Origin of the sequence: Qipengyuania qiaonensis (assembly GCF_019711515.1) — a bacterium.
GTDB lineage: Bacteria > Pseudomonadota > Alphaproteobacteria > Sphingomonadales > Sphingomonadaceae > Qipengyuania > Qipengyuania qiaonensis.
Genome location: NZ_JAIGNO010000001.1, coordinates 235,935 through 262,750, shown reverse-complemented (window position 1 = coordinate 262,750; position 26,816 = coordinate 235,935). Strand labels below are relative to the sequence as shown.

23 protein-coding genes are annotated in these 26,816 nt (G+C 64.2%); 10 read left to right on the top strand and 13 right to left on the bottom strand.

The genetic code is table 11. From position 1 onward, the window contains the following. Nucleotides 1–61: 61 nt before the first annotated feature. Together K3174_RS01270 and K3174_RS01265 are read right to left on the bottom strand one after the other, a co-directional pair. Nucleotides 62–1,288, bottom strand: a complete 1,227-nt coding sequence (locus tag K3174_RS01270) for a pyridoxal-dependent decarboxylase, exosortase A system-associated (protein WP_221555017.1) — start codon at nt 1,286–1,288, stop codon at nt 62–64. Next, a complete protein-coding gene (locus K3174_RS01265) occupies nt 1,285–2,799 on the bottom strand; it encodes an acyl-CoA ligase (AMP-forming), exosortase A system-associated (protein WP_221555016.1) in 1,515 nt (504 codons plus the stop codon). Before K3174_RS01265 ends, K3174_RS01270 begins: the two co-directional genes overlap by 4 nt. A gap of 26 nt (nt 2,800–2,825) precedes the next feature. On the opposite strand from K3174_RS01265, the gene K3174_RS01260 reads away from it, so the two are divergent. The 4 genes from K3174_RS01260 to K3174_RS01245 are packed head-to-tail and all read left to right on the top strand — an operon-like array spanning nt 2,826 to nt 5,590. Continuing rightward, entirely contained in the window at nt 2,826–3,791 is a 966-nt protein-coding gene (locus K3174_RS01260) for a GNAT family N-acetyltransferase (RefSeq protein WP_247711803.1), read from the top strand. Nucleotides 3,792–3,825: 34 nt separating this feature from the next. Further along, nucleotides 3,826–4,128, top strand: a complete 303-nt coding sequence (locus K3174_RS01255; protein ID WP_221555015.1) for an acyl carrier protein — start codon at nt 3,826–3,828, stop codon at nt 4,126–4,128. A gap of 32 nt (nt 4,129–4,160) precedes the next feature. Beyond that, nucleotides 4,161–4,817 carry an alpha/beta hydrolase family protein gene (locus K3174_RS01250; RefSeq protein WP_247711802.1) on the top strand — a complete coding sequence of 219 codons (657 nt, stop codon included), beginning with the start codon at nt 4,161–4,163 and terminating at the stop codon, nt 4,815–4,817. Further along, nucleotides 4,814–5,590, top strand: coding sequence for a hydrolase 1, exosortase A system-associated (locus tag K3174_RS01245; RefSeq protein ID WP_221555013.1), 777 nt, complete (start codon nt 4,814–4,816; stop codon nt 5,588–5,590). The genes K3174_RS01250 and K3174_RS01245 overlap by 4 nt, the downstream gene beginning before the upstream one ends. On the opposite strand, the gene K3174_RS01240 is transcribed toward K3174_RS01245, so the two are convergent. From K3174_RS01240 to K3174_RS01205, 8 genes are all read right to left on the bottom strand, one after another. Beyond that, nucleotides 5,587–6,783, bottom strand: coding sequence for a class I SAM-dependent RNA methyltransferase (locus K3174_RS01240; protein ID WP_221555012.1), 1,197 nt, complete (start codon nt 6,781–6,783; stop codon nt 5,587–5,589). The two genes, K3174_RS01245 and K3174_RS01240, sit on opposite strands and share 4 nt — an antisense overlap. Then, entirely contained in the window at nt 6,780–8,165 is a 1,386-nt protein-coding gene (locus K3174_RS01235) for an NAD(P)H-hydrate dehydratase (protein ID WP_345719556.1), read from the bottom strand. The genes K3174_RS01240 and K3174_RS01235 overlap by 4 nt, the downstream gene beginning before the upstream one ends. Further along, nucleotides 8,158–8,517, bottom strand: coding sequence for a hypothetical protein (locus K3174_RS01230; RefSeq protein ID WP_221555011.1), 360 nt, complete (start codon nt 8,515–8,517; stop codon nt 8,158–8,160). The genes K3174_RS01235 and K3174_RS01230 overlap by 8 nt, the downstream gene beginning before the upstream one ends. A 38-nt stretch (nt 8,518–8,555) precedes the next feature. Continuing rightward, the gene (gene ilvD, locus K3174_RS01225) at nt 8,556–10,403 is read right to left on the bottom strand and encodes a dihydroxy-acid dehydratase (RefSeq protein WP_221555010.1); all 1,848 of its coding nucleotides are present in this window, start codon (nt 10,401–10,403) and stop codon (nt 8,556–8,558) included. Nucleotides 10,404–10,705: 302 nt separating this feature from the next. Beyond that, a complete protein-coding gene (locus K3174_RS01220; RefSeq protein WP_221555009.1) occupies nt 10,706–11,431 on the bottom strand; it encodes an N-formylglutamate amidohydrolase in 726 nt (241 codons plus the stop codon). Further along, complete coding sequence (locus K3174_RS01215) at nt 11,428–12,237, bottom strand: 4-(cytidine 5'-diphospho)-2-C-methyl-D-erythritol kinase (RefSeq protein ID WP_486659981.1); 810 nt, start codon at nt 12,235–12,237, stop codon at nt 11,428–11,430. Before K3174_RS01215 ends, K3174_RS01220 begins: the two co-directional genes overlap by 4 nt. A 30-nt stretch (nt 12,238–12,267) precedes the next feature. Beyond that, nucleotides 12,268–13,206 (bottom strand): alpha/beta fold hydrolase, encoded by a 939-nt coding sequence (locus tag K3174_RS01210; RefSeq protein WP_221555008.1) that lies wholly within the window; start codon nt 13,204–13,206, stop codon nt 12,268–12,270. Nucleotides 13,207–13,336: 130 nt separating this feature from the next. Further along, entirely contained in the window at nt 13,337–14,983 is a 1,647-nt protein-coding gene (locus tag K3174_RS01205) for an electron transfer flavoprotein-ubiquinone oxidoreductase (RefSeq protein WP_221555007.1), read from the bottom strand. Between the two features lie 79 nt (nt 14,984–15,062). Here K3174_RS01205 and K3174_RS01200 point away from each other — a divergent pair, with 79 nt between their 5' ends. The 6 genes from K3174_RS01200 to K3174_RS01175 all read left to right on the top strand — a co-directional run bounded on the left by K3174_RS01200 (nt 15,063) and on the right by K3174_RS01175 (nt 21,130). Next, nucleotides 15,063–15,848 (top strand): uracil-DNA glycosylase family protein, encoded by a 786-nt coding sequence (locus K3174_RS01200; protein WP_221555006.1) that lies wholly within the window; start codon nt 15,063–15,065, stop codon nt 15,846–15,848. Beyond that, nucleotides 15,845–17,563, top strand: coding sequence for a lytic transglycosylase domain-containing protein (locus tag K3174_RS01195; protein WP_221555005.1), 1,719 nt, complete (start codon nt 15,845–15,847; stop codon nt 17,561–17,563). The genes K3174_RS01200 and K3174_RS01195 overlap by 4 nt, the downstream gene beginning before the upstream one ends. Nucleotides 17,564–17,572: 9 nt before the next feature. Continuing rightward, nucleotides 17,573–18,100, top strand: coding sequence for a molybdenum cofactor biosynthesis protein B (moaB, locus tag K3174_RS01190; protein WP_221555004.1), 528 nt, complete (start codon nt 17,573–17,575; stop codon nt 18,098–18,100). Nucleotides 18,101–18,382: 282 nt separating this feature from the next. Next, nucleotides 18,383–19,348 carry a hypothetical protein gene (locus K3174_RS01185; protein WP_221555003.1) on the top strand — a complete coding sequence of 322 codons (966 nt, stop codon included), beginning with the start codon at nt 18,383–18,385 and terminating at the stop codon, nt 19,346–19,348. Between the two features lie 215 nt (nt 19,349–19,563). Beyond that, complete coding sequence (locus K3174_RS01180) at nt 19,564–20,649, top strand: PA0069 family radical SAM protein (RefSeq protein WP_221555391.1); 1,086 nt, start codon at nt 19,564–19,566, stop codon at nt 20,647–20,649. A 55-nt stretch (nt 20,650–20,704) separates the two neighbouring features. Then, on the top strand, nt 20,705–21,130 hold the full coding sequence (locus tag K3174_RS01175) for an endonuclease domain-containing protein (RefSeq protein ID WP_221555002.1): 426 nt from the start codon (nt 20,705–20,707) through the stop codon (nt 21,128–21,130). Here the strand turns inward: K3174_RS01175 and K3174_RS01170 are convergent. From K3174_RS01170 to dnaE, 3 genes are all read right to left on the bottom strand, one after another. Then, a complete protein-coding gene (locus tag K3174_RS01170) occupies nt 21,127–21,555 on the bottom strand; it encodes a DUF1330 domain-containing protein (protein WP_221555001.1) in 429 nt (142 codons plus the stop codon). The genes K3174_RS01175 and K3174_RS01170 overlap by 4 nt on opposite strands. Before the next feature lie 120 nt (nt 21,556–21,675). Continuing rightward, nucleotides 21,676–23,277: a long-chain fatty acid--CoA ligase gene (locus K3174_RS01165; RefSeq protein ID WP_247711801.1), complete on the bottom strand. Its 1,602-nt coding sequence runs from the start codon at nt 23,275–23,277 to the stop codon at nt 21,676–21,678. Nucleotides 23,278–23,297: 20 nt separating this feature from the next. Then, nucleotides 23,298–26,774 (bottom strand): DNA polymerase III subunit alpha, encoded by a 3,477-nt coding sequence (dnaE, locus tag K3174_RS01160; RefSeq protein WP_221555389.1) that lies wholly within the window; start codon nt 26,772–26,774, stop codon nt 23,298–23,300. Nucleotides 26,775–26,816: the final 42 nt, after the last annotated feature.

Below are 26,816 nucleotides of genomic sequence, written 5' to 3'. Positions count from 1 at the left end.
TGTTAGCTATAGGCCGTCGAACCCGCAGATTTCGCGGCAATTTTGGGGTAGCGGGTTTTCGCTAGACCAGCATCTCAATTGCGGGCCCCTGTCCCAAAAAGGCACTAGGTGATGCGCTCGCGCCATAGGCCCCCGCACAGAACACCGCGACCAGGTCGCCAACCTCTGCGCGTGGCAGGTGCGCCTTGTCGGCGAGCCGGTCCAGCGGCGTGCACAGGCAACCCACCACATTCGCCTCTTCCTCGGCATCCGCGGTGAACCGGCTGGCGATGGCGACCGGATAGTTGCGACGCACCACTGTGCCGAAATTGCCCGAGGCGGCAAGCTGGTGATGCAGACCCCCGTCGGTGACGAGGTAGGTCTTGCCGTAACTCACCTTGCGATCGACGATGCGTGCGACATAAACGCCAGCTTCGCCAACGAGATAACGCCCGAGTTCGATAAACAGTTCAGCTTCGGCCAGCGTCTCCGGCAGCTCCGTGAACCGCTGCTCCAGCGCGGCGCCGACGCTGCCGATATCGAGCGGTTCGTCTCCCGGGAAATAGGGGATGCCGAAACCGCCGCCCATATTGAGCTTGGGCAGTGTCACGTCCGCTTCGCCCGCGAGACGATCGGCGCAGTCGAGCACCTTCGCCTGCATGTCGATGACCGCTTCGGCCGACAGCGCCTGGCTCCCGGTGAAGATATGCAGCCCGCGAAAGTCGCAGCCGGCATCGACGATGTGCCGGATCAGCTCCGGAACGCGCTCCGCATCGATACCGAAGGGCTTGGCCCCGCCGCCCATCTTCATGCCCGACCCCTTGAGTTCGAAGTCGGGATTGACGCGTATTGCGAGCCGCGGCCTCGCCCCGAGACGTTCGGCAATGGCGATCGCGCGACCGGCTTCGGCCTCGCTTTCGAGATTGAGCGTGACACCGGCGGAAATCGCCGCTTCGAGTTCGACATCGCGCTTGCCCGGCCCGGCAAAGCTCACCCGCGACAGATCGAACCCCACCGCGCGCACCATCTCCAGCTCGCCGCCAGATGCGATATCGAGCCCATCGGCAAGTGTCGAAACGAAAGTAAGAAGCGGCGCGAAACTATTGGCCTTTATCGCATAATTGATCCTTATTTGCTCCGGCATGGCGGCGCGCAATTCAGCAAAGCGGCGCTCGATGCGATCCCGCGAATACAGGAATAGCGGCGTTCTTCCGGCCTCTTCGGCCCATCCGCTTACCGGCCTGCCGCCGATCGCGAGCTCGCCGTCTATCGCCTCGAAACCGGCCGGGATGGGCCCCAAGGGCTTCATGCACCGATCTCCGCCGCCAGAGCAGTCCGGTCGATCTTGCCGTTCGGGTTGAGGGGCATCGTGTCACGCCAGTGGATCACATGCGGCTGCATGAAGTTCGGCAACTCCCTTTTGAGCTCCTTCGGCAACACCGTCTCGTAGTCTCCCGCCTGGGGTGCAGGCCTGACCACGAGATGGATCGCATGGCCAAGCCGCTCGTCCTTGACGCCAAGCGCCACTGCCTCGGCCACCAGTCCGGTCGCCAGCGCCGCGCTTTCGAGCTCCTGCGGGCTGATGCGATTGCCCGAACTCTTGATCATCGCGTCGCGCCGTCCGACGAAATAGAGAAAGCCGTCGGCATCGCGCTTCACCCGGTCGCCGGACCAGACCGCGATACCGCCATATTTGGAAGCTGCCGGGGCAGGCCTGAACCGCGCTGCCGTACGCTCCGGATCCCGCCAGTACCCATGCGCGACCAGCGGCCCGCAATGAACCAGTTCGCCCTCTTCATCCGCGGCGCAGACGTCGCCCTTGTCATCGATCGCGAGGATTTCCGCAAAGGGAATCGCCTTGCCCATCGAGGTCGGATGCGTATCGACCAGTGAGGGATCGAGATAGGTCGAGCGGAACGCTTCGGTCAGGCCGTACATCGGAAACAACCGTGCATCGGGAAAGAGGGCGCGCAGATCGTGTACCAGTTCCCGCGTCAGGGCGCCGCCCGTATTGGTCAGGCGGCGAATCCCGGCAATCGTTTCGGGCGGCCACTCGATCTCGGTCAGTTGGACCCAGAGCGGTGGCACGGCCGCGAGCGTCGTGACGCCATGTTTCGCGCAGGCTTTCGCCACATCGCGCGGGAAAAGGTAGTCGAGCGGCACCACACAGCCGCCGGCATACCAGGTCGATAGCAGCTGGTTCTGCCCATAATCGAAGCTGAACGGCAGGACTGCCAGCACGACGTCATCCGCCGCAATGCCGAGGTAATGCGCCACACTGACGGCACCCAGCCACATGTTCGCATGGCTGAGCATCACGCCCTTGGGCTTGCCAGTGGAGCCGCTGGTATAGAGGATCGCGGCCAGTTCGTCGGGGTCGCGGTTCGATGGCGGCAGCATCGCCGCTTCCGCCTCGGCCAGCGCAAAGACGTCGTTCTCGTCGATGACGTCGCATCCCCGCGGCACGTCGCCATCTTCCAGCGACGTCAAACGCGCCTTGGTGCCCATCAGCAGGACCGACCCGCTATCGGCAAGGATATGCGCGACCTGCGCCCGTTTGAGCAGCGGGTTGACAGGAACATGCACCAGCCCCGCCCTCGCCGCAGCGAGCGGCAGAAGACAGGTCAGCTCGCCCTTTACCGCCCAGCTGGCGATACGATCGCCTCTGTCGGCGCGGCTTGCGAGCCATCCGGCCAGCAGAGAGACACGATTCCTCAACTCATCGAAGGTAAGCGTGCGGTCGCGCAGCACCAATGCAGGGGCCTGTGCACTCCCGCGCTCGGCCAGTTGATCGAGCGGATATGGCGTGGGATCAGGCATTAACGCTCCGATGTGAAGGAAATCCGTTGAACATCGCGGTCAGCTATCACGAGACGGTTACCAAACTGCAAGGGCTGGATTGGCCCGCGCCGGGGCCTTTCGACAGGCTGGAATGGTTCGCGCTACTCGAACGACCGCTCTTCGCCATGGCGGAGGACGGCACGGAGCGAGTCCTGCTGCCTCTTCAACGGGGTGAGGACGGCCTCGAAGCCCTCACTTCCTGGTTCAGCTTCGTCTGGCGACCGATCGGCGCTTCGGGCGAATTGCTGCAGACCATCGCCCGCGATCTTCGACGGCGGACATACATGGTCATGCTCGCCCCGCTCCCCGATGACGATGGAAGCGCAGGGCGGACCGAAGTCGCGTTTCGCGAGGCTGGGTGGCTGGTTATCCGCGAACAGTGCGACGAGAACCATGTTCTTCCCGTGGCAGGTCGCAGTTTCGCCGAGTATTGGGCGGGCCGCCCGGGCAAGATGCGGACCACGCTCAAGCGCAAGGCCAGGAAGATCGAGGTCGAAATTTTCTCCCGCTTCGACGAACGGGCCTGGGCCGACTATCAGGCTATCTACGCCGAAAGCTGGAAACCGGAGGAAGAGCGTTCCGACGTACTCGAAGCATTCGCCCGCGCCGAAGGCAATAATGGCCGCATTCGCCTCGGCATCGCTCGCGCCGATGGCGTCCCCGTCGCGGCGCAGTTCTGGACGGTCGAAAAGGGCACAGCCTATATCCACAAACTCGCCCATATCGAGGCGGCAAGACCGCTTTCGGCCGGTACCACGCTCAGCGCTGCCCTGTTCGAGCATGTGATCGATATCGACGGGGTCGATCTGGTCGATTTCGGTACGGGTAGCGACGCCTATAAACGCGACTGGATGGAGCAGAACCGCCCACGCTATCGTCTGACTTGCCTCGATTGGCGGCAGCCGCGCGCCTGGCGCACCATCGGCAAGGCGCTGGTGCGCCACCTTGCACCGCATAATCGGCCCGGCTAAGGGCATCGCCTGCCAAGGAGGGGAACCCCAAGGAATGACCGCCGAAACTGCACAAGCCGAGCCGACCGGGCCGAGCCGCAGCGATATCGACCAGACGCTGCGCGCAATCCTGCGGGACGTTCTCGGGCTCGACCAGGCGCAGGTCGATGGGTTCGATGGCGACACCGGGCTGTTCGGCCATCTGCCCGAACTCGATTCCATGGCGGTCGCAGGTCTGCTGACCGAGATGGAGGATCGCCTCGATATCGTCATCGAGGACGAGGATGTCGATGGCGAGATGCTGGAAAGCTATAGCGGTCTGCTAGCCTTCGCCGAAGCCAAGGTGATCGAAAGCTGACGTCCGGCATGTACGCTACATGGCCTTGCCCGATGCCGGATGGCCACATCGGCGAGGAAATGGTCCTGAGCTTCGATGCCAAGCGCGCGAAGCGGCTCCTGATCGTCGGCCCGTTATTCGATGAGGCGAACAAGTTTCGGCACCAAATTGCTGAAATCATGCGGAAACTGAACAGTCGCGGGATCGACAGTTTCCTCCCAGACCTGCCGGGCTGCAACGAGAGTCTGGCACCTTTCGACAAACAGTCGCTTGCGCATTGGCGGGCCGGCGTGGCCGCAGCTGCCGCAAACTTCCGGGCGACCGATATCCTTGCCGTCCGGTCCGGCTGCTGGCTCGTGCCCGAAGATGGCGCCGGTTGGCTGTACGCACCGGCGAAGCCGCAACAGGTGCTGCGCAGCATGCTGCGCGCCCGCATACTGAGCGCGAAAGAGGCTGGGCGCGAAGAGAGTTCCGATGCGCTGATGGAAGTCGCGCGGGAAAACGGTATCGATCTGGCCGGATGGTCGCTTGGGCCGGAGCTCGTTTGCGAAATCGAGGCGACCGAATTTGCTGCACCATCGGGATACAGGATTGTCGAACAGGCGGACGTGGGCGGCAAACCGCTCTGGCTGCGCGCCGAAAACGATCACGATCCCGCACAGGCCGACGCCATCGTTGCCATGATCGCGGCAGAGGCCCCCGGCGCGTGAAGCGTCTGGCCTTCTCCTTCGAATGCCAGGGCGCGCGCTGCGGTGCGACGCTCGATAGCGCGCCCGGTACGACCGGACTGCTGCTGGTGAGCGGCGGCAACGAAATCCGCGCCGGGGCCTTCAATTCGCAGGCCCGGCTTGCTGCGGAAATTGCGCGAGCCGGCTTTCCGGTGGTTCGCTTCGACCGACGCGGGATCGGTGACAGCGAAGGCGAGAACCGCGAATTTCGCAGATCTCGCAAAGATATAGCTACCGCACTTCATGCATTTCGTGCACTCGCGCTGCAGGTCGACCGGGTGATCGGCTTCGGCAATTGCGATGCGGCCAGCGCGCTGATGCTCGCCGGCGGTGCCGAATGCGACGGGCTGGTGCTGAGCAATCCGTGGACCATCGAGGACGGCGAGGACGATACCCCTCCGCCAGCGGCCGTGCGTTCACGCTATGTCGAGAAGCTCAAAAACCCGCGCGAATTGTTGAGGCTGGCCTCCGGGCAGGTCGACCTGAAGAAGCTCGCGCGCGGATTGCGTCAGGCATCGAAAAAGCAGTCGGCACCGTCCTCGCTCGCGGGGGAAATGCGCGAGGGCATCGCCGGATTCGCCGGTCCCATCCGTATTCTTCTCGCGGATGCCGACCGCACCGCGCAGGTATTTGCCGAGCGATGGGACGCAGAAGACCCGCGGATCAGGCGCTGTTCGGGCGCCGACCATGCGTATTCTTCCACAGAAGCGAGCGCCTGGTTGCGCACGCAAATCCTCGAAGCGTTGCGCGGCTAACGGGTAAAGTAGCTGGTCAGTTCGACATGGGTCGACCAGCGAAACTGTCCGACCGGCCGCAGCTTCTCGAGCCGGAACCCGGCATCGGTCAGGACCTTCGCATCGCGTGACCAGCTGACAGGGTTGCAGCTGATATATACAACGCGGCTCGCTTGGCTGGCGGCAATCTGCGCGACCTGCTCCCGTGCCCCGGCGCGCGGAGGATCGAGCAGAAGTCCGCCGAACCGTCCCGCTTCGTCGGGCTGGAGCGGATTGCGGAACAGATCGCGATGGAGGGTAAGGACGGGCGCCTGCCGCATATTGGCGGCCGCCTTGCAGGCCAGATGTGCATCGCGCGCCGCCTCGACGGCCAGAACCTTGCGCGGGCCGGCCAGCGCGAAAGCGAATGTTCCGAGGCCCGAGAACAGGTCTGCAAAGCTGGATGCCCCCTCGAGCAAGTCGGTCGCGTCACGGACGAGGGCCTGCTCGCCATCGCTGGTGGGCTGGAGAAAGCTTCCGTGCGGGAACGGCACCGGAATGTCGCCGAAAGTGACGGTCAGCGGTTCTGGCTCCCACGTCGTTTCCGGCCCATAACCGCGATCGAGCGACAGGCGCGCAAGCGAATTCTCTCGGGCAAAGTCGAGCAGGGCTTCGGTAGCGGCCAGCCCCTCGGCCTCGATGCCCTTCAGCATGCAGTCGATACCCTGATCGGCCAGCGTCAGCTCGATATCGACCACCTGTCGGCCGCCATGTTCGCCGACGAGTTTCCGCAACGGCGCGACAAGGGCGAACAGTTCGGGCAGGAGGATATGGCATTCCCGCATATCGACGATGCGGTGCGATCCGCTCTCGCGGAACCCCAGCACGGCGCCCTGGACGGTCCTTAGCGCATGAAGCGTAGCTCGGCGGCGCGACCATGGCGGCGACAGATGCGTCGGCAGGACCTCCCCGACCGACAAACCCTGCGCCTCGGCGGCGTGCACCACGCGGTCGGTGACGAACTGGCGTAGCGCCTCCTCGTCGGCATGCTGCAGCTGGCACCCGCCGCAGATTGCGAAATGTCGGCACGGCGGGGTGGCATGGTGTGGCCCCGGCGTCAGCGTGCCGTCTGCCGTGACGACGTCGCCCGGCGCCCCGCCTGCGACATGCCGACCGGAATCCGTGACGCCATCCCCGCGCGCCGCGATGCGGATAATGGTTTCGGTCTCGCTCACAGGAATGCCGCCATGGCCGGTTTCACCGATCTGGCAAGGTCTCCGACGGAAAATGCCGGGGATGCCAGACGCGCCGCTTCGTGATGCAGCCACACAGCTTCTTCGCAAGCGCGGAGCGGCTCGCCATGAACCGCGAGGCGTGACGCCACGATGCCGGCCAGCACATCGCCCGTTCCTGCGGTCGAGAGCCAACTGGACCCTTGCGGGAAGAAGCGCGTCGTGGCGTCACTCACGAGGATGGTGTCGGGCCCTTTGGCGAGTACGGTCATTCCGGTGATGTCATGCAGGGCGCGCGCACGTTCGAGCTTGCTTTCCGCCGCGATGTCGAAGGTTTCACACAGGCTGGCCAGCTCGCCCTCATGCGGGGTGAGGCACAAGGTCGCGACGTCGACGCTGTCCAGCAGTCTGGGGCCCAGCAGATGCAGAGCATCGGCATCGAGCACTGTCGGCTTTCGCTTTGCCAGAACCCTGGCGAGCCGTTTGCGGGCCGTATCGTCCCGGCCCAGCCCGGGGCCGACAAGTAGCGCGGAGATCCGCTCGTCGGACAGGGCTGCGGCCAGATCGTCCTGCTCGACGACCAATTCCGCTGGGGCTTCGGGATGCGGACGTTCGCTCAACAGCTTCACATAGCCCGCCCCGGCGCGCATCGCGGCCTCCACAGCGAGCATCGGCGCTCCGGGCATGGCACCCGCGACGATGGCCAGTAATCCGCGCCGATACTTATGCGCGTCCGATGGCGGGGGAGCGATATGCGGGCTGGTGGAGACCGCGAACGACGTGCTGCGGATATCGAGACCGATCGATACCAGACGTTTCGCGCCCATCGACGCCATGGCCGGCATCAGGAAATGTCCCTGCTTCCATGCCCCGAGAGCCAGTGTAAGGTCGTATCGCGGCAGCGGCCCGAGCACGGTTCCGGTATCGCTATCCACTGCACTTGGAACGTCGATTGCTATTTTATAACAATCGTATGCGTCCAGTTTCTCGAGCAGTTTCCCAAAACTGCCCTCGACCTGCCGGGTAAGTCCGTAGCCGAACAGGCAATCGACCACCACGGCGCCACGCGGCGTCCCATCCGCCACGACTTCACCGCCGAAATGCGCTCGCGCTATGCGCGCGGTTTTGGCCGTAGCCTCGATCGGAGCAATCACCTGCACCTCGTGGCCGTCCCGCCGAAGGACCTCGGCGATCACATACCCGTCGCCGCCATTATTGCCCGGACCGCACAGCACCGTGACCGGGCGCCCCCCGGCAACGCGCATGACCCATTGTGCGGCCCCCTGCCCGGCGCGCTGCATCAGCTCCCATTCACTGGTTCCGCCATCCATCGTCGCCCTCTCGGCCGCGCGCATCTCGGCAACGGTAAGGACGGGTTCACTCACCCCAACGATCCTTCGGCCAGCGATATCGATCGCTGTCGACGGTCAGGACGAGATACTCGCCGTCGACAGCGGTACGAGCCTCCAGCGCGCCATCGCGCACGACGAACGGGCTCGCCGTTTCGAAACGGCGAAAGCCACCATCGGGATGGAGAATCACCGTGACGACAGTATCGTCCGCTTGAGTTTGGATCATGCGGCAATCCGGGCCGAAATCGCCGGCCCCGGCAATTGCACAATCGACCGTTTCGCCGCCCTGCTCGGCAATCGTCGGAGAAGCATCGCCACTGCAGGCCGAAAGGCACATTGCGGCGCATACTGCCGTAGCCTGCAGATTGTGTGAAACTCGCGCCATCTGACGCCGCTGCCACGCGCGGCGCGTGGGGGCAAGCCTCAGCGCGCCTTCAGTTGACCCACATCGCGGATAGCGCCTCTGGCTGCCGAGGTGGTCATCGCCGCATACGCCTCGAGCGCGGGCGACACGCGGCGTTCGCGCGGTTTGGCAGGAGCCCAGCCCTTCGCCTCCATGGCAGCGCGACGTTCGGCCAGCACTTCGTCGGGCACGGCGAGGTTGATGGTCCGCTCCGGGATCGAAATCTCGATCCGATCCCCCTCCTCCACCAGCGCGATCTCTCCACCCTCCGCCGCTTCGGGCGAGACGTGGCCGATCGACAGGCCCGAAGTGCCGCCGGAAAACCTGCCATCCGTCAGCAGAGCACAAGCCGCGCCCAGGCCCTTCGATTTGAGATAGCTGGTGGGGTAGAGCATTTCCTGCATTCCCGGCCCGCCACGCGGCCCTTCGTAGCGGATCACCACCACATCGCCTTCGACGACCAGGCCGGTAAGGATCGCGGTCACCGCATCGTCCTGGCTTTCATAGACCTTGGCGGGGCCGGCAAAGGTCAGGATGCTCTCGTCCACGCCCGCGGTCTTCACGATGCAGCCGTCGCGCGCGATATTGCCGTAGAGTACCGCCAGACCCCCGTCCTTGCTGAAGGCATGCTCGGCGCTGCGGATCACCCCGCCCTCGCGATCGAGATCGAGTTCTTCCCAGCGGCGTGACTGGCTGAAGGCGGTTTGGGTCGGCACCCCGCCCGGCGCAGCGGAGAAGAATTCGCGCACCTTGTTGTTCTGTGTGCGGCCGATGTCCCAATCGTCCAGCGCATCGCCCATGGTCGGGCTATGCACGGTCGGCAGCGCGGTGTGGAGCAGGCCGGCCTTCTCCAGCTCGCCGAGGATCGCCATGATCCCGCCCGCGCGGTGGACGTCCTCCATATGCACGTCGCTTTTGGCCGGCGCGACCTTGCTGAGGCACGGCACCTTGCGGCTCAACCGGTCGATATCCTGCATGGTGAAATCGACCCCCGCCTCATGCGCGGCGGCGAGCAGATGCAGTACGGTATTGGTCGACCCGCCCATGGCGATATCGAGGCTCATCGCATTCTCGAACGCTTCGAAGCTGGCGATCGAGCGAGGCAACACGCTCTCGTCGTCCTCTTCGTAATAACGTTTCGCCAGCGTCACGACGAGCCGCCCCGCTCGCTCGAACAGGTTCTTGCGGTCGGCATGGGTGGCCAGCGTCGAACCATTGCCCGGCAATGAAAGGCCGAGCGCCTCGGTCAGGCAATTCATCGAATTGGCAGTGAACATACCGCTGCAAGATCCGCAGGTCGGGCAGGCATTCTGCTCGATCGCGGTCACTTCCTCGTCGGTATAGGCCTCGTCGGCCGCGGCGACCATGGCATCGACGAGGTCGAGCGCCACCTCTTTGCCCTTCACCACGACCTTGCCCGCTTCCATCGGCCCGCCGGAAACGAACACCGCCGGGATATTGAGCCGCATTGCCGCCATCAGCATGCCGGGCGTGATCTTGTCGCAGTTGGAGATGCACACCATGGCATCGGCGCAATGGGCGTTGACCATGTATTCGACGCTGTCGGCGATCAGGTCGCGGCTGGGAAGCGAATAGAGCATCCCGTCATGGCCCATCGCGATCCCGTCATCGACAGCTATGGTATTGAATTCCTTCGCCACGCCACCCGCCGCCTCGATCTCGCGCGCGACCAGCTGGCCCAGATCCTTCAAGTGGACATGTCCGGGGACAAACTGGGTAAAGCTGTTCACAACCGCGATGATCGGCTTGCCGAAGTCGCCGTCCTTCATGCCCGTCGCGCGCCACAATCCGCGCGCGCCGGCCATGTTGCGGCCGTGGGTGGTGGTGCGGGAACGATAGGCAGGCATGGTGTCGGTCCGGTTATGCTTGTGTGGATCGGGCAAGCCTACAGGATCGCACGCGCGGATCGAAACGGAAATTCTTTATGCGCCGTGGCGCCGGGTTGTTTCACGCAGAGGCGCAGAGGAAGCTAGGGAGCAACGGCGGCGAAGCCGCTTTCTATTTCACACGAAGACACGAAGATGTCGGACAAGATGGCAACCAAGCACTCCATCTTCGTGTCTTCGTGTGAGTATCCACGCAGCTACGCGGCATTTTTAGAATCTCTGCGTCTCTACTTCCTCCGCGTCTCTGTGCGAAACCGTTTGATTCAAACCTCCAGCGCCACGCGCCCCATCACGTCGGCCAGCATCACCGCCCAGCGGGCCTGTCCTGCGGGCGTATCGATCTGGTCCTGCCGAATCTCGACCGTGCAATAGGGAATGCCGTTCGCTTCGGCATGGCGGTCCATCGTGGCGTTGAGCTGCCTGCCCGAATAGGGCTGGTTGTCGCCAACGGTCAGGCCCTGTTCGCCGAACAGCCGGATCGCATGCTGCGCCGCCCGGTCGTCCTGGTTGTAGAGCAGCGCGACTTCCCAGGGGCGCGCCTCGTCGCTGGTCGCCAGGCTCGGCGTAAAACTGTGCAGCGCCACCAGCATGCGCGGCTGGATACGAGCGATCAGAGCGGCCAACGCCTCGTGATAAGGTCGGTGATACAGCGCCAGCCGCATTTCGACATCGGCACCGATATTGCCGGGGATCAGATGCCCGTCGCTCGTCGTCGGAACCACGGCGGGCTCGTCTTCCTTGCGGTGGAAATCGCAGACGAGCCGGCTGACGGTCGCAATGTGCGCGGGCAGATCGTGGCGACGCGCAAGCCGGTCGGCCACGCCCTCCACCCCGATATCGATCGCAATATGATCGTTCATCAGCGCATGGTCGATGCCCAGCTCTATGCCCACAGGAACATGGTTGGACGCATGATCGGCCACCACCAGCAGGCCGCCGGGGCGAATGTCCTCTGCATTCACCTGGCGGTAGGGCTGGCCGTCGATCATCGCAGTCTACCTCGCATCTGCCACCAGCCGGAGTGGTCAGCAGCGATGCGATCCGCCGCCTGGTCCCGCGCTGTTTCATTGTCGAACAGCGCGAAACACGTCGCGCCCGAACCCGACATACGGGCGAGAAACGGCGAAGTTCCGCGCAATACGGCGAGGACGCCCGCAATTTGCGGGCAAAGCGAGATGGCGGGCGCCTCGAGATCGTTGCGCCCTTCGAGCGCTATCGTACGAGCATCGCCTTGGGGCAGCCCACCACGATCCTCTCCATCCCAATGCCTGAATACCGGCCCGGTCGAAAGCGGCACGCGCGGATTGACGAGCAGGACGGGCGTGCCCGCGAGGCTGTCGTCGGCGGGTTCGAGTTCGGTCCCGGTACCGCGCCCGATGCAGGTGCGGCTCTCGACACAGGCGGGAACATCGGCGCCCAGAGCAGTGGCGCGTTCATGCCAGTCTTCGGGCAGGCCGTAGCGGTCTTTCACGATGCGGAACACTGCCCCGGCATCGGCCGAGCCGCCGCCCAACCCTGCGGCAACGGGAAGATTCTTCTCCAACGTGATCGCCAGCCCGTCCGCTCGCGGCAACTTGCCCAGCGCTTTGGCCACAAGGTTGTCGAAGGGATTGTCGAGGCCCCCCGCGAATCCGCCAACGACGTTCACGGAATCTCGAGCCCCACTGGTCGCCGTCAGCACATCGCCCGCATCGACGAAGGCGAACAGCGTCTCAAGCTCATGATACCCATCCTCCCGCCGCCTGCGGACATGCAGCGCAAGGTTGATCTTGGCATAGGCGGTTTCGCGCATCATCGCCGCGTCATATCGCGCGGGCGAGAGAGATCAACGCTTCTCCGCCACCCCGGCAGCGCCTTCCAGAAAGACCCGGATTTCGCGCCCGATCTCAACCGGCTTCTCGAGCTGCGGCGAATGCGCGGCCTCTTCGACCACCACCAGCGTCGCGTCGTCGATCAGCCGCTCCATCTCCGCCGCCGCCGCCAGCGGCACCACCTCGTCCGACCGTCCCCATACCAGCAGGGTCGGCACGGCGATCTCGTGATAACGCTCGTTGAGCCGATGGTCCGCACCCTCGCGGATCTGCCGGGCCATGGCGTCGGTGAAGGGCAGGTCGCGATTGACGTCGGCGATCATCTTGTCGGCGACCGGGCCCGGAAGCTTGGGCGGAGTGTGGAAGACGCGCTGCATCAGCCGCGCCAGATCGGCGCGACCCTGAAGCGGGCTGCCAAAGCCTCCATAGACCATGTGCCCCTTGATCTCGAACCCCGCGGCATTGACCAGGATCAGCGCCTCGATCCGCTCGGGATACGCCAGCGTGTACGCCGCGGCGGTGTGCCCGCCCATCGAATTGCCGCCGAGCGTGAAGCGATCCAGTGCGAGCCCGTCGACGAAACGGGCGAGGAACGCCACCTGATCGCGGATCGTATGGCCCGCGCCCGCCACGCGCGCATTCTCGCCATGGCCCTTCAGATCGGGCAGGATCACGCGGAACCGGCCGGTCAACTCGGCCGCGGCCTGCGCAAAGCTGTTCTTCTCGTCCGCCATGCCGTGCAGCAGCATTAACACCGGCCCCGATCCGCCTTCGTAGTAATGCACAGCATCGTCGCCTTCGCCCAAGACCTTGCGGGTAAGCCCGGCCTTGCGCGCCGCCAACCACTGCGTGCCTTTGACCAGCAGGCCGGGAAAGGCGAAATAGACCGCCACCCCGGCGGCTAGCGGCAGCGCCAGGGCACCGGCGGCGAGTTTCGTAGGAATCAGTGACATATCGGTCCGGCGCGTAACCCGAAATCGACACCGATGTAAGCGGTTTCGCGAGTCATGGGGGGCCAATATCGCGAGACTGCGGGATATCCCGGCTTCCGCAACCGAAGACCGGCCCATAAGAGAGCAATCCTCACATATTCGGATAATTCGGGCCGCCGCCGCCTTCGGGCGTAACCCAGGTGATGTTCTGGTTCGGGTCCTTGATATCGCAGGTCTTGCAGTGAATGCAGTTCTGCGAATTAATCTGGAACTTGGGCTCCGCACCGTCTTCCAAAATCCATTCGTAGACGCCTGCCGGGCAATAGCGGGCCGAAGGGCCGGCGAAGACTTCCAGCTCGCTCTCACGTTGCAGCTCCAAATCCTTGACTTTCAAGTGACATGGCTGGTCTTCGGCGTGATTGGTATAGCTGAAGCTGACATTGGTCAGGCGATCGAAGCTCAACACGCCGTCGGGCTTGGGATAGGCGACCGGCTGGAAGATATCCGCCCGCTCGAGCATTTCGTGGTCGCGGTGATGCTTCATCGTGATCGGCAGCCCGATCTTGAGCGTGCGCATCCACATATCGATCCCGGCAAGTACCGTGCCGATATCCTCGCCCCATTTGGCGACGGCGGGTTGCGCGTTCTTCACCTTCTGCAGCTCGTCCGCGATCCAGCTCGCGCGTACCGCGGCATTGTAGTCCATCAGCTCGGTATGCTCGTTGCCCGCGGCAATCGCAGCGGCGATGCTTTCGGCGGCCAGCATCCCGCTCTTCATCGCGGTGTGGCTGCCCTTGATGCGCGGCACGTTCACGAAGCCGGCCGAACAGCCGATCAGCGCGCCGCCCGGGAAGGCGAGCTTGGGCACCGACTGCCAGCCGCCTTCATTGATGACGCGCCCGCCATAGGACACGCGCTTGCCGCCTTCGAGGATCGCGGCGATTTCAGGGTGATGCTTCCAGCGCTGGAATTCCTGATAGGGCGAGACATAAGGGTTGGCGTAATCGAGCGCGGTCACGAAGCCGAGCGCGATCTGGCCGTTCGCCTGATGATAAAGGAAGCCCCCGCCCCAGGTGCCGGTTTCGCTTAGCGGCCAGCCTTGGGTGTGGATGACGCGGCCCGGCTCATGCTTGGCGGGGTCGATATCCCACAATTCCTTGACGCCGAGGCCATAGACCTGCGGCTGGCAATCGGCCTCGAGGTCGAACTTGGCCTTCATCTGCTTGGTCAGATTGCCGCGCGCACCTTCGGCGAAGAGCGTGTACTTTGCGTGGATTTCCATGCCCGGCTGGTAATCCGCCTTGTGGCTGCCATCCTCGGCCACGCCCATGTCCTGCGTGACGACACCCGCGACGGCGCCCTTGTCGTCAAGCAGAACTTCGGCGGCGGGGAAGCCGGGGAACACCATCACGCCCAACGCCTCGGCCTGTTCGGCCAGCCAGCGGCACATATTGCCGAGCGAGCCGGTATAATTGCCCTCATTGCTCATGAAGGGCGGCAGGAGGAATTCGGGCAGGTCGGACTTACCGCTGGCCGACAGCACCCAGTGATGGTTCTCGGTGACGGGCACCTCCGCCATCGGGCAGCCCTGATCGCGCCATTCGGGCAGCAGCTCGTTCAGCGCCCGCGGATCGACCACCGCGCCCGACAGGATATGCGCGCCGATTTCGCTGCCCTTTTCGAGCACCACGACCTCGAGTTCCGCGTTCACCTGCTTCAATCGGATCGCCGCGGCGAGGCCCGCGGGACCGCCGCCGATAATGACGACATCGCAGGGCATGGATTCGCGTTCGCTCATGTCTCTCTCTTTTCGTCGTGTAACTGCTGGGAATGCCTTGATTGGTGGCGCTTTAGAGGTCAAGACCTGCGCCCAAGGAATGATGCAGGCCGCTCCCCCGAAAACGCGCGATTTTACGGCGCTCGAAAGCCTCGAGGGGGCGCTCGATTGGTGGCGCGAAGCCGGGGTCGACGCCGATTTCCACGACGAGTCGAGCGGGTGGCTGGCAGCACCCGTCGCCGACGATGCCGTAGCGGCCCCGCCCCCGCCCGCACCGCCGCCGATCCAGCGCAAGACGCCGCTGCAGCGCGCGCTGGAGCAGGGGGATGTACCCGCTACGCCTGTCGATCGCGGCGCGCTTCCCGACACGCTCGAAAAATTTCGCGAATGGTGGATGACGGAGCCGACGCTGGCCGATGGCGCGCTCGACCGGCGCGTGCCGCCGCGCGGCGTTAAGGGCGCGAAGTTGATGCTTTTGCTGCCCCAGCCCTTCGATGACGATGCCGAGGGTCTGTTGACCGGCGGGGCGGGCAAGTTCGTCGACGCCATGCTGCGCGCCTTGGGGATTGCCGGGCACGAAACCTATGTCGCCAGTGCCCTGCCCGCACCCATGGCCATGCCCGACTGGGGCCAGCTTGCCGCGGGCGGCCTGGGCGAGATCGCCAGCGCCCATATCGCGCTGGCCGCACCGCAGCGGGTGATCCTGTTCGGGCGCGCGCAACTCGCCCTGTTCGGCAAATCGCCCGAAGACGCGCGCGAACCGCTCTCCATCGATTGCGCCGGCCAGCCGTTCCCGCTGCTGGCCGCGCCCGATCTGCGCAATCTCGCCCGCTCGGCCGCGCGGCGGGAAACTTTCTGGAATCGCTGGCTGGACTGGACCCGATGACCCTTCGCATTCTTGCCGCTGTCGCATTGGCAGCAACCTCCCTCACCGCCACGACGGCCTTCGCGAATAGCGACAGTGTCGATTATTTCACCCGCTCGCACGCCGTCGCCCTGCCGCAACTGCTCTCGCAGGACGACCGCGCCTATTACGGCTCGCTGTTCGAAGCGATCGACGGGCGGAACTGGGACCGGGTCGAGGTGATGCTGGCCAGCCGCGAGGACGGCCCGCTGCACGGTGCCGCGCTGGCGAGCTATTACCTCCACCCCGAAAGCCCTCGGATCGAACTGCCGCGAATCGAAAGCTGGCTGGCGCGCTATGCGAACCTCCCCGAGGCGGAGGCCATCGTCCGCCTCGGCCAGACGCGCGGGCTGGAGAACCCGCCTTACCTGCGTCCCGCGGGCGAACTGGTCCGCCAGCCCGGTTCGACCAAGCGGATCCGGCCGGGCGATGTCAATGACGGCACCATGCCCGAAACGGTGAAGGCCGCGATCCTCGAACGCATCGTCAATGACGATCCCGATGGTGCGCGCCTGCTGCTCGACGGGGTCGATGCGACGTTATCCCGCGAAGCGCGCGCCGAATGGCGCTATCGCGTGGCCTTCAGCTATTACATCGAGAATCAGGACGCGCAGGCCTGGGCGATGGCCGATACCGCGCGCGATGGCGGCAGCGGGGCCTGGGTGGCGGAGGGCGACTGGGTCGCAGGCCTGTCCGCATGGCGGCTGGGCGATTGCGACAAGGCCGCCGAGGCCTTCCAGCGCAGCGCGGGCGGCTCTATCAATCCCGAACTGACGGCGGCCGGTCACTACTGGGCCAGCCGCGCCTTCGTAAGGTGTCGCTATCCCGAAAAGGCGGCGGAGCAATTGCGCGGCGCGGCACGCTTCCCCGAAACGCTTTACGGCATGCTCGCGCATGAGCAGATAGGCCGCGACCTGCCCCGCATCCACGCTTTGCCCGATCTGACCGAGGCCGACTGGCAGCGCCTGCAGGACGAAGCGGCGGTGCGGCAGGCTGTCATGCTGGCGGAGGTGGGGCGGCGCGACGCAGCGGCGGACGATCTCGTCTGGCTCGTCCGCACCGGCGATCCGGGCGATTACGGCGCATTGTCGCGGCTCGCCCGCGCGCTGGGCCTGACCAGTGCGCAGACCTTCATGGCCTATAACGCCCCGCGCGGCGAAGGCGCGCATCCCAGCCTGCGCTATCCCGTCACCTTCCGCACGCCCGTGGGCGGCTGGCGCGTCGATCCGGCGCTCGCCTTCGCCCATGCGCTGCAGGAATCCAACTTCCGTGAAAGCGTGGTCAGTCCGGCAGGTGCCATCGGGCTGATGCAGATCATGCCGATCACCCAGCGCGAATATGCCGCCTCGATCGATATGAGCACGTCCTCCGACCTCAAGGATCCGGCGATCAATCTCGCCTTCGGTCAGCGGACGCTCGAATCGCTCAACGCCTCCGGCTTCACGCAGGGCAAGCTGCCCAAGATCATGGCCGCCTATAATGCCGGGCCCAGCCCCGTTTCGCGCTGGGAGTACGAGATTCGCGACCAAAGCGATCCGCTGCTCTACATGGAAAGCATCCCCTATTGGGAGACACGCGGCTATGTCGCCATCGTGATGCGCAATTACTGGATGTATCTGCGCCAGGCCGATGCCGATGCGCCGAGCCGGACCGACCTGGCCGAGAACGACTGGCCGATGTTTCCCCGCGCCAGGTAAGGAGCGCTCATGGCAATCGACGAGAGCCTGCCCTTCAAACCCGTCCGCATCGCTCTGCTGACGGTGTCGGACACGCGCACGCTGGCAGACGACAGTTCGGGCGATATTCTGGCGGAGCGTATCGCGGCGGCAGGCCACGAACTCGCCGACCGCGAGATCAGCCGCGACGATGTCAATGAACTCGCCGCGCACCTGCACCGCTGGATCGACGACGAGCGGATCGACTGCATCGTCACCACCGGCGGCACCGGCCTGACCGGCCGCGACGTGACGCCCGAGGCGCTGGACCGGGTGAAGAGCAAGGATATTCCCGGCTTCGGCGAACTCTTCCGCTGGATCAGTTACGAAACCATCGGCACCAGCACCATCCAGAGCCGCGCCTGCGCGGTGCTCGCCCGCGGAACGTATATCTTCGCCCTGCCCGGATCGAACGGCGCGGTGAAGGATGGGTGGGACCGGATCCTCGCCCACCAGCTCGACAGCCGCCACCGGCCCTGCAATTTCGTCGAACTGATGCCCCGCCTGCGGGAGCGGTGATCGAGCCCGAACCCGAGTGGCGCCCGTAGATTATCGGCACTTACGGTGATGAAATGTTGGCATTTCACACGAAGACACGAAGATGTCCCGCGGCACGCAGTGTCGCTTTGGAGCTCCCACGGCCGGATGTGCCGCGACCTGGCAAATTACGAGCGGCTTTACCTTAGCCACGCCGTCTTCGCGTCTTCGTGTGAGCCAAATCAACCGCCGATTCCATTTTCCTACTCGCCCGTTCCTGCATAACGGACCTGATTCGCTTCCATTCCTCAGGAGATGCGGATCATGCCCGACACTATCGAACCCCTCGCCCATGTCCCGGCGCGCGGCTGGACGCCCGAACTCAAGGCGCGTTTCCTCGACCGGCTGGCAGCACATGGCAATGCCCGCGCCGCATGCCGCGCGGTGAACCTGTCCGCCGAAGCCGCCTATCGTCTGCGCCGCCGCGACACGTTCTTCGCTCGCGGCTGGGCGGCCGCATTGATACTCGCCCGCGAGAACGGCGTGCAGGCCCTGGCCGAACGCGCCATCGAAGGCGTGGAGGAACAGATCTACTATCGCGGCGAACTGGTCGGCACGCGCCGCCGCTACGATGCCCGCCTGCTGCTGGCGCATCTCGCGCGCCTCGACGCGCTGGCGGACGAGGAAGGGGCCGGCGCCGATGCAAGCCGGTTCGACGAATTGCTCGCCAGCGTCGCCGGCGGAGCGGAAGACCTGCCGCCCGAACGCAAGGATGCCATCGTCGAGGCAGCCGAAGCAGCGCGGGAAAACTACCGCGAGGCCGAGCTCGACGCGTTCTACGGCTCGCAAGAGATCGACGACCGGGAGGACGATGACGACTCGCCATTGGATGAGGTGGACGTCGAATATTTCGGCGCGCTCGAAGAAGAATGCGACGAGATAGCCGAACGGGCGCGGGCAAGCGCGGAGCAGGAATGGGACCTTCGCCTGGCGAACACCTTCGATTCCATCGATGCGCTATGCGGCTGGCCCGGATCGCCCACCGCGCCCGGTCTTCCGTGCCGTTCCGAAGATGCCCGTCCCGATCCCGCGGCGATCGCTGCGGCAATCGCTCTGGCCTGCCCGCAACCGGCAGCCGAGCCTTCCGCCGAACGGGAGTTTTCGTTCCTCGGGACCGTATCAACTGTGTCAACCTCCGCCCTCGCCCGCACGCTCGCCGGGCCGCCGCCCGGCTACGCCATGACACCTCGTTCTCCCTTCGGCGCCCCGCGTAATACGACCGGCAGATAGTCCGGCTCCTCGGCCTCCCTGTTTCGCGCAGAGACGCAGAGAGCGCAGAGATACAAAGGATAGTGCTCCGCCGAAGGTGGCTTTATCAAACCCGGTTTCTCGCATCCGTGCCCAGAATGGCACGGCCCTGCCGCAAGCAGAACTCCTCTGCGCTCTCTGCGTCTCTGCGCGAAACCCACTGGCGCATCGCCTATGTTCCATATATGTTCTCATACATGGACCGTCGTCTCGAACCTGCGATTCCCGGCCGCGGCGCCCAGGGCGCCGAAGTGCCGACTCGCTTCGGCCTTGCCACGCGCGAGGCGGATGGGGACTGGCGCGACCATATGGAAAAGCTGGACGGCCCGCCGGTCAAGCTGCGCACCACCGTGACCGAGGAGCATCCCAAGACCATCGTCAGCTTCAACCAGTCGCCCGATATTCCCTTCGATCGTTCGATCAACGCCTATCGCGGGTGCGAGCATGGCTGCGTCTACTGCTTTGCGCGGCCCACCCATACCTATCACGATCTGTCGCCGGGTCTCGATTTCGAAACGAAGCTGTTCGCCAAGCCCAATGCCGCCGAACTGCTGCGCGCGACCTTGGCCAAGCCGAAATACAGTCCGCGGCCGATCGCCATGGGGACCAATACCGATCCCTACCAACCGATCGAAAGCCGCTATCGCATCACCCGCAACGTGCTCGAAGTGTGCCTCGATGCGCGGCATCCGGTGACGATCACCACCAAGTCGGATCGTGTGCTGGCCGATCTCGACCTGCTCGCGGAGATGGCCGAAATGCGGCTGGTGGCGGTGGCGATTTCGGTGACGACGCTCGACCCGAAACTGTCGGGAAAGCTAGAGCCGCGCGCAGCTTCACCCGCCAAGCGTATGGCAGCACTGGGAAAACTGGTGAAAGCGGGGGTGCCAGTGCATTGCTCGATCGCGCCGATCATCCCGGCGATCACCGACGAGTTCATGGAAGACATTGTCGCACGCGCCGGCGAACTGGGCATCCGCAGCGCGGGCTGGATCCCGCTGCGCCTCCCGCACGAGGTCGCGCCGCTGTTCCGCGAATGGCTCTCGGTCCACTATCCCGAACGCGGCGACAAGGTGATGGGTATCGTGCAGTCGATCCGGAGCGGGAAGGACAACGATCCGAACTTCTTCAGCCGCATGAAGCCCAGCGGCGTCTGGGCCGACCTCTTCCGCGCCAGGTTCCGCGTGGCCTGCAAGCGCGCGGGCGTCGGCAAGGGGAAATTCGAGCTGGATTGCACACAGTTCAGGCCGCCAGCAGTGGGTGGACAATTGCGGTTGCTATGAACGCCTCCCCGGAACGGGGAGGGGGACCGGCGAAGCCGGTGGAGGGGCACAGGAAATGATCACAGGGCCACGCGATACCATCAAGCGCGCTCGAAAGCTGCGCAGCGAAATGTCAGTGCCCGAACGGTTGCTCTGGCGGCATCTTCGCGAGCGGCCCGGCGGCTTCAAGTTCCGCCGCCAGCATCCGGCAGGCGTCTATGTTCTCGATTTCTATTGCGCGGCAATCAGGCTTGCGATCGAGATCGATGGCTGGGCGCACGACAGCGCGGAAAGGATCAGCCGCGATCGCGCGAAATCGGAGTTTCTGCGTTCGCAGGGTGTCGCGACGACACGCATTCCGGCAAAGCTGGTACTCGAAGATGTCGAGGTGGTGATCGTGCGGTTACTTGAAATTTGCGACGGGCGAATGGCAGATTTTCGGAGCCGACAAACTTGCCCCTCCACCACTTCGTGGTCCCCCTCCCCTTACCGGGGAGGTTAGAACCCCTCGCCCGCCACGCCCGACTTAAACCGCATCAGCCTGCTGTCGACCAGCGCCGCCGTTCGGTTGACCACCGCTCTTTGATAATCCGGATCCTTGATCATCTCGAAAAAGGCGCCCGAATTGGGATATTGCGCCACGAAGCCGTCATGCCAGCGTTTGTCGTCCGGCCCGGTGACCATGGTCTGGAACGCGCCGCGCCAGACGATACTGCCGCCCACGCGGCGGAAGATCGGGCCGCTGGTCTTGCCATACTCCTCGTAGGCGCGCCGACCGCTCCAGCCCTTGTCGGCATGTTCATGCCCTTGGGGATACGCAGCCTCGTCGCGATAAAGCAGCAGGTTGAGCATGTGGATCGGCTCGTCGCGCGGCAGGTCCTTGAAGGCGGCGAAATTGGCGGGGCTCGGGTCGATATAGCTATCCATGTTCTACTCCGTCATTGCGAGCAGCCGAAGACTGCGCGGCAATCCATGGAGGCAAGAGCAGCAGCCCGGCACCATGGATTGCTTCGTCGCCCCTCTCCTCGCCATGACGAGGTGGAGCAATCAACCCTCCAGCGTGTAATCCGTGAACCGCTCGCGCAGGTCCTTCTTGCTGATCTTGCCGGTGGCAGTGTGGGGAATGTCATCGACGAACTCGACCGCATCGGGCAGCCACCATTTGGCGACCTTGTCGGCAAGAAATTCGATGATCTCTTCCGCGCAGCATTCCGCGCCCGATTTCCTGACCACGAACAGCACCGGTCGCTCGTCCCATTTCGGATGCGGCATGCCGATGGCCGCCGCCTCGGCCACCGCGGGATGGCCGACGGCGGCATTCTCCAGCTCGACCGAGCTGATCCATTCGCCGCCGGACTTGATCACATCCTTGGTGCGGTCGGTAATCTGCATCGTGCCGTCGGGATGCAGGATCGCCACATCGCCGGTATCGAACCAGCCATCCGCATCGGTCGAATCGTGCTCGGCCTTGAAGTAGCGCTTGATAATCCAGGGTCCGCGGATCTGCAACGCGCCGCTGGTCTCGCCGTCGCGCGGCAGGACCTTGGCGGGATCGTCGAGATCGACCGTGCGCAGTTCGACGCCGAAGATCGGGCGGCCCTGCTTCATCGTCTTCTCGACCTTCTGCTCGAAGGTCAGCTCGTCCCAGTCCACCGTCGGCCCGCCGACCGTGCCGATGGGCGACGTCTCGGTCATGCCCCACGCATGCTGGACGCGGGTGCCGTTCTTCATCAGCCGCTCGATCATGAAGCGGGGCGCGGCCGAACCGCCGATGGTGGCCGCCTTCAGCTTGGGCAGATCCTTGCCCTCGGCATCGCAATACTGGAAGGTTGCCAGCCACACGGTCGGCACGCCGGCACTGTCGGTCACGCCTTCGCGCTCCATCAGATCGCATAACACCGCCGGATCGTTCACGGCGGAGAATACGAACTTGATGCCCGCCATCGCACCCGAATAGGGCAGGCCCCAGCTCGCGGCATGGAACATCGGCACCACCGGCAGCATCACGGACGATCCGCTGAAATTGAACGCGCTGGTCTGCAGCCCGGACATCGCGTGCAGCAAGGTCGAACGGTGTTCGTACTGCACACCCTTGGGATTGCCCGTAGTGCCGCTGGTGTAGCAGATCATGCACGGGTCGCGCTCGTCGACCTCCGCCCAGCGATAGTCGCCATCCTGCGCGCCGATCCAGTCTTCGAAGCTGGTCGTGTGCTCGCCACTGTCGAAGCAGATATAGTGTTCCACCGTCGGCCACTTGCCACGCATCTTGTCGACGATCGGCTGAAAGGCCGCATCGTAGAGCATGACCTTGTCCTCGGCATGATTGACAATGTATTCGAGCTGGTCTTCGAACAGGCGCGGATTGCAGGTGTGCAGCACGCCGCCCATCCCCGCGACGCCGAACCAGCTGACCAGATGACGCGAATGGTTCATCGCCAGGCTGGCAACCTTGTCGCCCTTCGCCAGACCCAGCGCGAGCAAGGCCTGGCTCATCTTCCTCGCATCGCGATGGATGCCTGCCCAATCGGTGCGCGTTTCGCTGCCGTCCGCCCAATGGGTTACGATTTCGCGGGTCGGGGCTTCACGGGCAGCGTGATCGATCACATGCGCAATCCGCATGCTCCAGTCCTGCATCGCGCCAAGCGACATACTCTCTCCTCTCGCCTTTATCAGGCGACGAGGCGCAGATTTGCCTTCCCCCGTCGCGCGGTAAGCTGCACTTTGGCAAGACCGGGCACGCTTGCCAAGCGTTCGGCGAGTTCGCCGTCGATAGAAAATGTTCGGCCCAGTCGCATGACGGGCGGAGTCGGATCGCCGGTGAGCAGCGTGGCCTGCACTTCATCGCCGCCTGCGCCATCCTCGCCCAATTCAAGCGCAAGCTGCGTCAATGCATCCACACTGTCGACCTCGAGCGTAAGCAGCATCGCCATGCTTCCCTTCACGGCATCGAGCGGTGTAGCATGCCGGACGGTGATCCGCGGCGGCTCGTCCGGGCTCGGGCTGTCGAGTTCGACATCGAGCTTGATGCAGGTCTGGTTGTCGGCCCATTCGAGGAATTTCTCGACCAGCCCTTCTTCGAAACAGGCCGCGCTGAACTGGCCCGAGCTGTCGGAGAAATCGGCACGGATGAAGGGCTTGCCGCGTTTGGTAGTGCCCTTGCTGGCACCTTCGACCTGCACCGCCATGACCGCGCCCATACGGCCGCCACCCGGCACACCTCCGGCCATCAGCGATGCGTGCGAGCGGGCGCCTTGGGCGCTGGCAATCTCACGATAGGCCGCAGTAGCATGCTCTTTGAAAGAGAAACCCATATTCTCCTTCTCGCGGTTGCGGGTCTCGCTCAGCGACCAGTCCTCCGCCTCTTTAAGTCGAAGCGTATCCTCTACTTCCGCTCCCTCGCCACCGAACAGCCCGGCCTGTCCGCTCGAGCGTTCGCGCTCGGCCGCGTCGGCCACGGCCAGCAGCATGTCGGCATTGGCCATCAGCTTGGCGCGGTTCGGTTCGAATTCGTCCAGAGCACCCGCGCTGATCAGTGCCTCCAACTGTCGCGAGTTCATCGAGCCCCTGGGCAGGCGCTCGAACAGATCCTTCAGGCTTTCGAACAGGCCTGCGCTCTCGCGCTGTTCGACGATCGCTTCCATCGCACGTTCGCCGACATTGCGGATTCCCGCCAGTGCGTAGCGCACGGCGTAACCTTCGTCGGTCTGTTCGACCGCATACTCGGCTTCGGAATGGTTGAGCGAAGGCGGCAGAACCTTGATCCCGCTACGCCGCGCATCGTCGACGAAGATCGCCAGCTTCTCCGATTGGTGCATGTCGAAGCACATCGAGGCGGCGTAGAATTCCTCCGGATAGTGAGCTTTGAGCCAGGCAGTCTGATAGGCGAGCAGCGCATAGGCGGCAGCGTGCGACTTGTTGAAACCGTAGCCGGCGAACTTGTCGATCAAGTCGAACAGGGCGTTGGCCTCGTTCTTCTCGATGCCGGAGACTTCCTTGCATCCGTCGACGAAGCGCTGGCGCTGCGCATCCATTTCAGCCTGCACCTTCTTGCCCATCGCGCGGCGCAGCAAATCGGCGTCGCCAAGCGAGTATCCGGCGAGAATCTGCGCGGCCTGCATCACCTGTTCCTGATAGACGAAGATGCCGTAGGTCTCGGCGAGAATGCCCTCGAGCTTGGCGTGCGGATACTCGATCGGCACCTCGCCCGCCTTGCGCTTACCGAACAGCGGGATGTTGTCCATCGGGCCGGGACGGTAGAGCGAGACGAGCGCAATGATGTCACCGAAATTGGTCGGCTTCACCGCAGTGAGCGTACGGCGCATGCCTTCCGATTCCAGCTGGAACACGCCCACCGTGTTGCCAGCCTTCATCAGCTCGTAGACCTTGGCGTCGTCGAGCAGGAGCGCCGAAAGGTCGATATCGATCTCGCGCCGCTTGAGAAGGTCGACCGCCTTCTTGAGTACCGATAGCGTCTTGAGGCCGAGAAAGTCGAACTTGACCAACCCCGAGCTTTCGACATTCTTCATGTCGTATTGCGTGACCGGCATGTCTGAACGCGGATCGCGATACAGCGGGACCAGCTTGGCAAGCGGACGGTCGCCGATCACCACGCCTGCCGCGTGGGTCGAGGAATTCCGCGGGAAACCTTCCAGTTGCATCGCCAGGTCGACGAGGCGCTTCACCTCGTTGTCGTTTTCGTACTCGCGCCGGAAGTCCGCCGCACCGTTGAGCGCCCGAGGTAAGGTCCAGGGATCGGTCGGGTGGTTCGGCACCATCTTGCACAGGCGATCGACTTGGCCATAGCTCATCTGCAGGATACGGCCCGTGTCGCGCAGCACCGCGCGTGCCTTGAGCTTGCCGAAGGTGATGATCTGCGCGACGTGATCGTGGCCGTATTTGCGCTGGACATATCGGATCACTTCGCCGCGCCGCGTTTCACAGAAGTCGATATCGAAGTCCGGCATCGATACGCGCTCCGGGTTGAGGAAGCGTTCGAACAGCAGGCCAAGCTTGATCGGATCGAGATCGGTGATCGTGAGCGCCCAGGCGACGAGGCTGCCTGCGCCCGAACCACGTCCCGGTCCGACCGGGATATCGTGATCCTTGGCCCACTTGATAAAGTCCGCAACGATCAGGAAGTAGCCGGGAAAACCCATCTGGTTGATAATGTCGACTTCGAACTTCAGCCGGTCGGTATAGACCTTGCGCTCGTCGTCGCTCAGCGCACCATAAGGTTCGAGGCGGGCTTCGAGCCCCTTTCGGGCATCCTCTTCCAGCATCCGTGCCTCGCCTTCAAGATCGCCGGCAAGGCTGGGCAGGATGGGCTTGCGATAGGGCGGAGCATAGGCACAGCGTTGCGCCACCACGAGCGTGTTTTGCACCGCTTCGGGAAGGTCGTCGAAAGCCTCGTCCATCATGTGGGAGGTTTTCACAAAGCTTTCGGGGTTCGAACGGGTGCGCTGCTCGGCATCGACATGGGTCGATCCGGCGATACACAACATCGCATCATGCGCCTTGTGCATATGCGGCTCGGCAAAGTTTGCGGGATTGGTAGCTACCAGCGGCAGATCGCGGGCATAGGCGAGATCGACCAGCGCAGCTTCTGCGCGCTCTTCGACGTCGTTCCCGCGCCGCGCAAGCTCGATATAGAGCCGCTTCGGGAACAACGCCTGCAGCCGGTCCAGCAGCGCTTCTGCATGCGTCTGCTGCCCTTCGGCAAGCAGCTTGGTCACAGCCCCCTCGCTCGCACCGGTGAATGCAATCAGGCCATTGGTGCGGCCTTCGCAATCCTCAATCCGGACATGCGGCTCGAATTCGAGCGGGCGGTCGAGATGCGCGCGACTGACCAGATGGCAAAGGTTGTCGTAACCCGCTTCGTCCTGCGCATAGAGCGGGAGGTAATCGACCTGCTTGCCGTCCTGATCGCGAGCGACGCCCAGCAGCGTACCGATGATGGGCTGGATCCCCTCGGCCTTGCAGGCATTGGCGAACATGACCGCGCCATAAAGGCCATTGCGGTCGGCAATCGCCATCGCCGGAAAGCCCCGCTCCTTCGCCAGCTTCGCCATCGCCTTGGGATCGATGGCGCCTTCCAGCATGGTGTACGCCGACAGGACACGGAAGGGAACGAAGGGCTTGAACGACATGGCACCCAATATGCGGATTGTGCGCACGATTCTCCAGTCACG

What these genes read in the sequence shown, in the direction of transcription:
- moaB (WP_221555004.1), top strand. Translation starts at nt 17,573, where the DNA reads ATGGCAATCGACGAGAGCCTGCCCTTCAAACCCGTCCGCATCGCTCTG.
- K3174_RS01255 (WP_221555015.1), top strand. Translation starts at nt 3,826, where the DNA reads ATGACCGCCGAAACTGCACAAGCCGAGCCGACCGGGCCGAGCCGCAGC.
- dnaE (WP_221555389.1), bottom strand. Translation starts at nt 26,774, where the DNA reads ATGTCGTTCAAGCCCTTCGTTCCCTTCCGTGTCCTGTCGGCGTACACC.
- K3174_RS01210 (WP_221555008.1), bottom strand. Translation starts at nt 13,206, where the DNA reads ATGTCACTGATTCCTACGAAACTCGCCGCCGGTGCCCTGGCGCTGCCG.
- ilvD (WP_221555010.1), bottom strand. Translation starts at nt 10,403, where the DNA reads ATGCCTGCCTATCGTTCCCGCACCACCACCCACGGCCGCAACATGGCC.
- K3174_RS01175 (WP_221555002.1), top strand. Translation starts at nt 20,705, where the DNA reads ATGATCACAGGGCCACGCGATACCATCAAGCGCGCTCGAAAGCTGCGC.
- K3174_RS01170 (WP_221555001.1), bottom strand. Translation starts at nt 21,555, where the DNA reads ATGGATAGCTATATCGACCCGAGCCCCGCCAATTTCGCCGCCTTCAAG.
- K3174_RS01200 (WP_221555006.1), top strand. Translation starts at nt 15,063, where the DNA reads ATGATGCAGGCCGCTCCCCCGAAAACGCGCGATTTTACGGCGCTCGAA.
- K3174_RS01220 (WP_221555009.1), bottom strand. Translation starts at nt 11,431, where the DNA reads ATGATCGACGGCCAGCCCTACCGCCAGGTGAATGCAGAGGACATTCGC.
- K3174_RS01205 (WP_221555007.1), bottom strand. Translation starts at nt 14,983, where the DNA reads ATGAGCGAACGCGAATCCATGCCCTGCGATGTCGTCATTATCGGCGGC.
- K3174_RS01165 (WP_247711801.1), bottom strand. Translation starts at nt 23,277, where the DNA reads ATGTCGCTTGGCGCGATGCAGGACTGGAGCATGCGGATTGCGCATGTG.
- K3174_RS01195 (WP_221555005.1), top strand. Translation starts at nt 15,845, where the DNA reads ATGACCCTTCGCATTCTTGCCGCTGTCGCATTGGCAGCAACCTCCCTC.
- K3174_RS01230 (WP_221555011.1), bottom strand. Translation starts at nt 8,517, where the DNA reads ATGGCGCGAGTTTCACACAATCTGCAGGCTACGGCAGTATGCGCCGCA.
- K3174_RS01185 (WP_221555003.1), top strand. Translation starts at nt 18,383, where the DNA reads ATGCCCGACACTATCGAACCCCTCGCCCATGTCCCGGCGCGCGGCTGG.
- K3174_RS01250 (WP_247711802.1), top strand. Translation starts at nt 4,161, where the DNA reads ATGCCGGATGGCCACATCGGCGAGGAAATGGTCCTGAGCTTCGATGCC.
- K3174_RS01180 (WP_221555391.1), top strand. Translation starts at nt 19,564, where the DNA reads ATGGACCGTCGTCTCGAACCTGCGATTCCCGGCCGCGGCGCCCAGGGC.
- K3174_RS01270 (WP_221555017.1), bottom strand. Translation starts at nt 1,288, where the DNA reads ATGAAGCCCTTGGGGCCCATCCCGGCCGGTTTCGAGGCGATAGACGGC.
- K3174_RS01215 (WP_486659981.1), bottom strand. Translation starts at nt 12,237, where the DNA reads ATGATGCGCGAAACCGCCTATGCCAAGATCAACCTTGCGCTGCATGTC.
- K3174_RS01265 (WP_221555016.1), bottom strand. Translation starts at nt 2,799, where the DNA reads ATGCCTGATCCCACGCCATATCCGCTCGATCAACTGGCCGAGCGCGGG.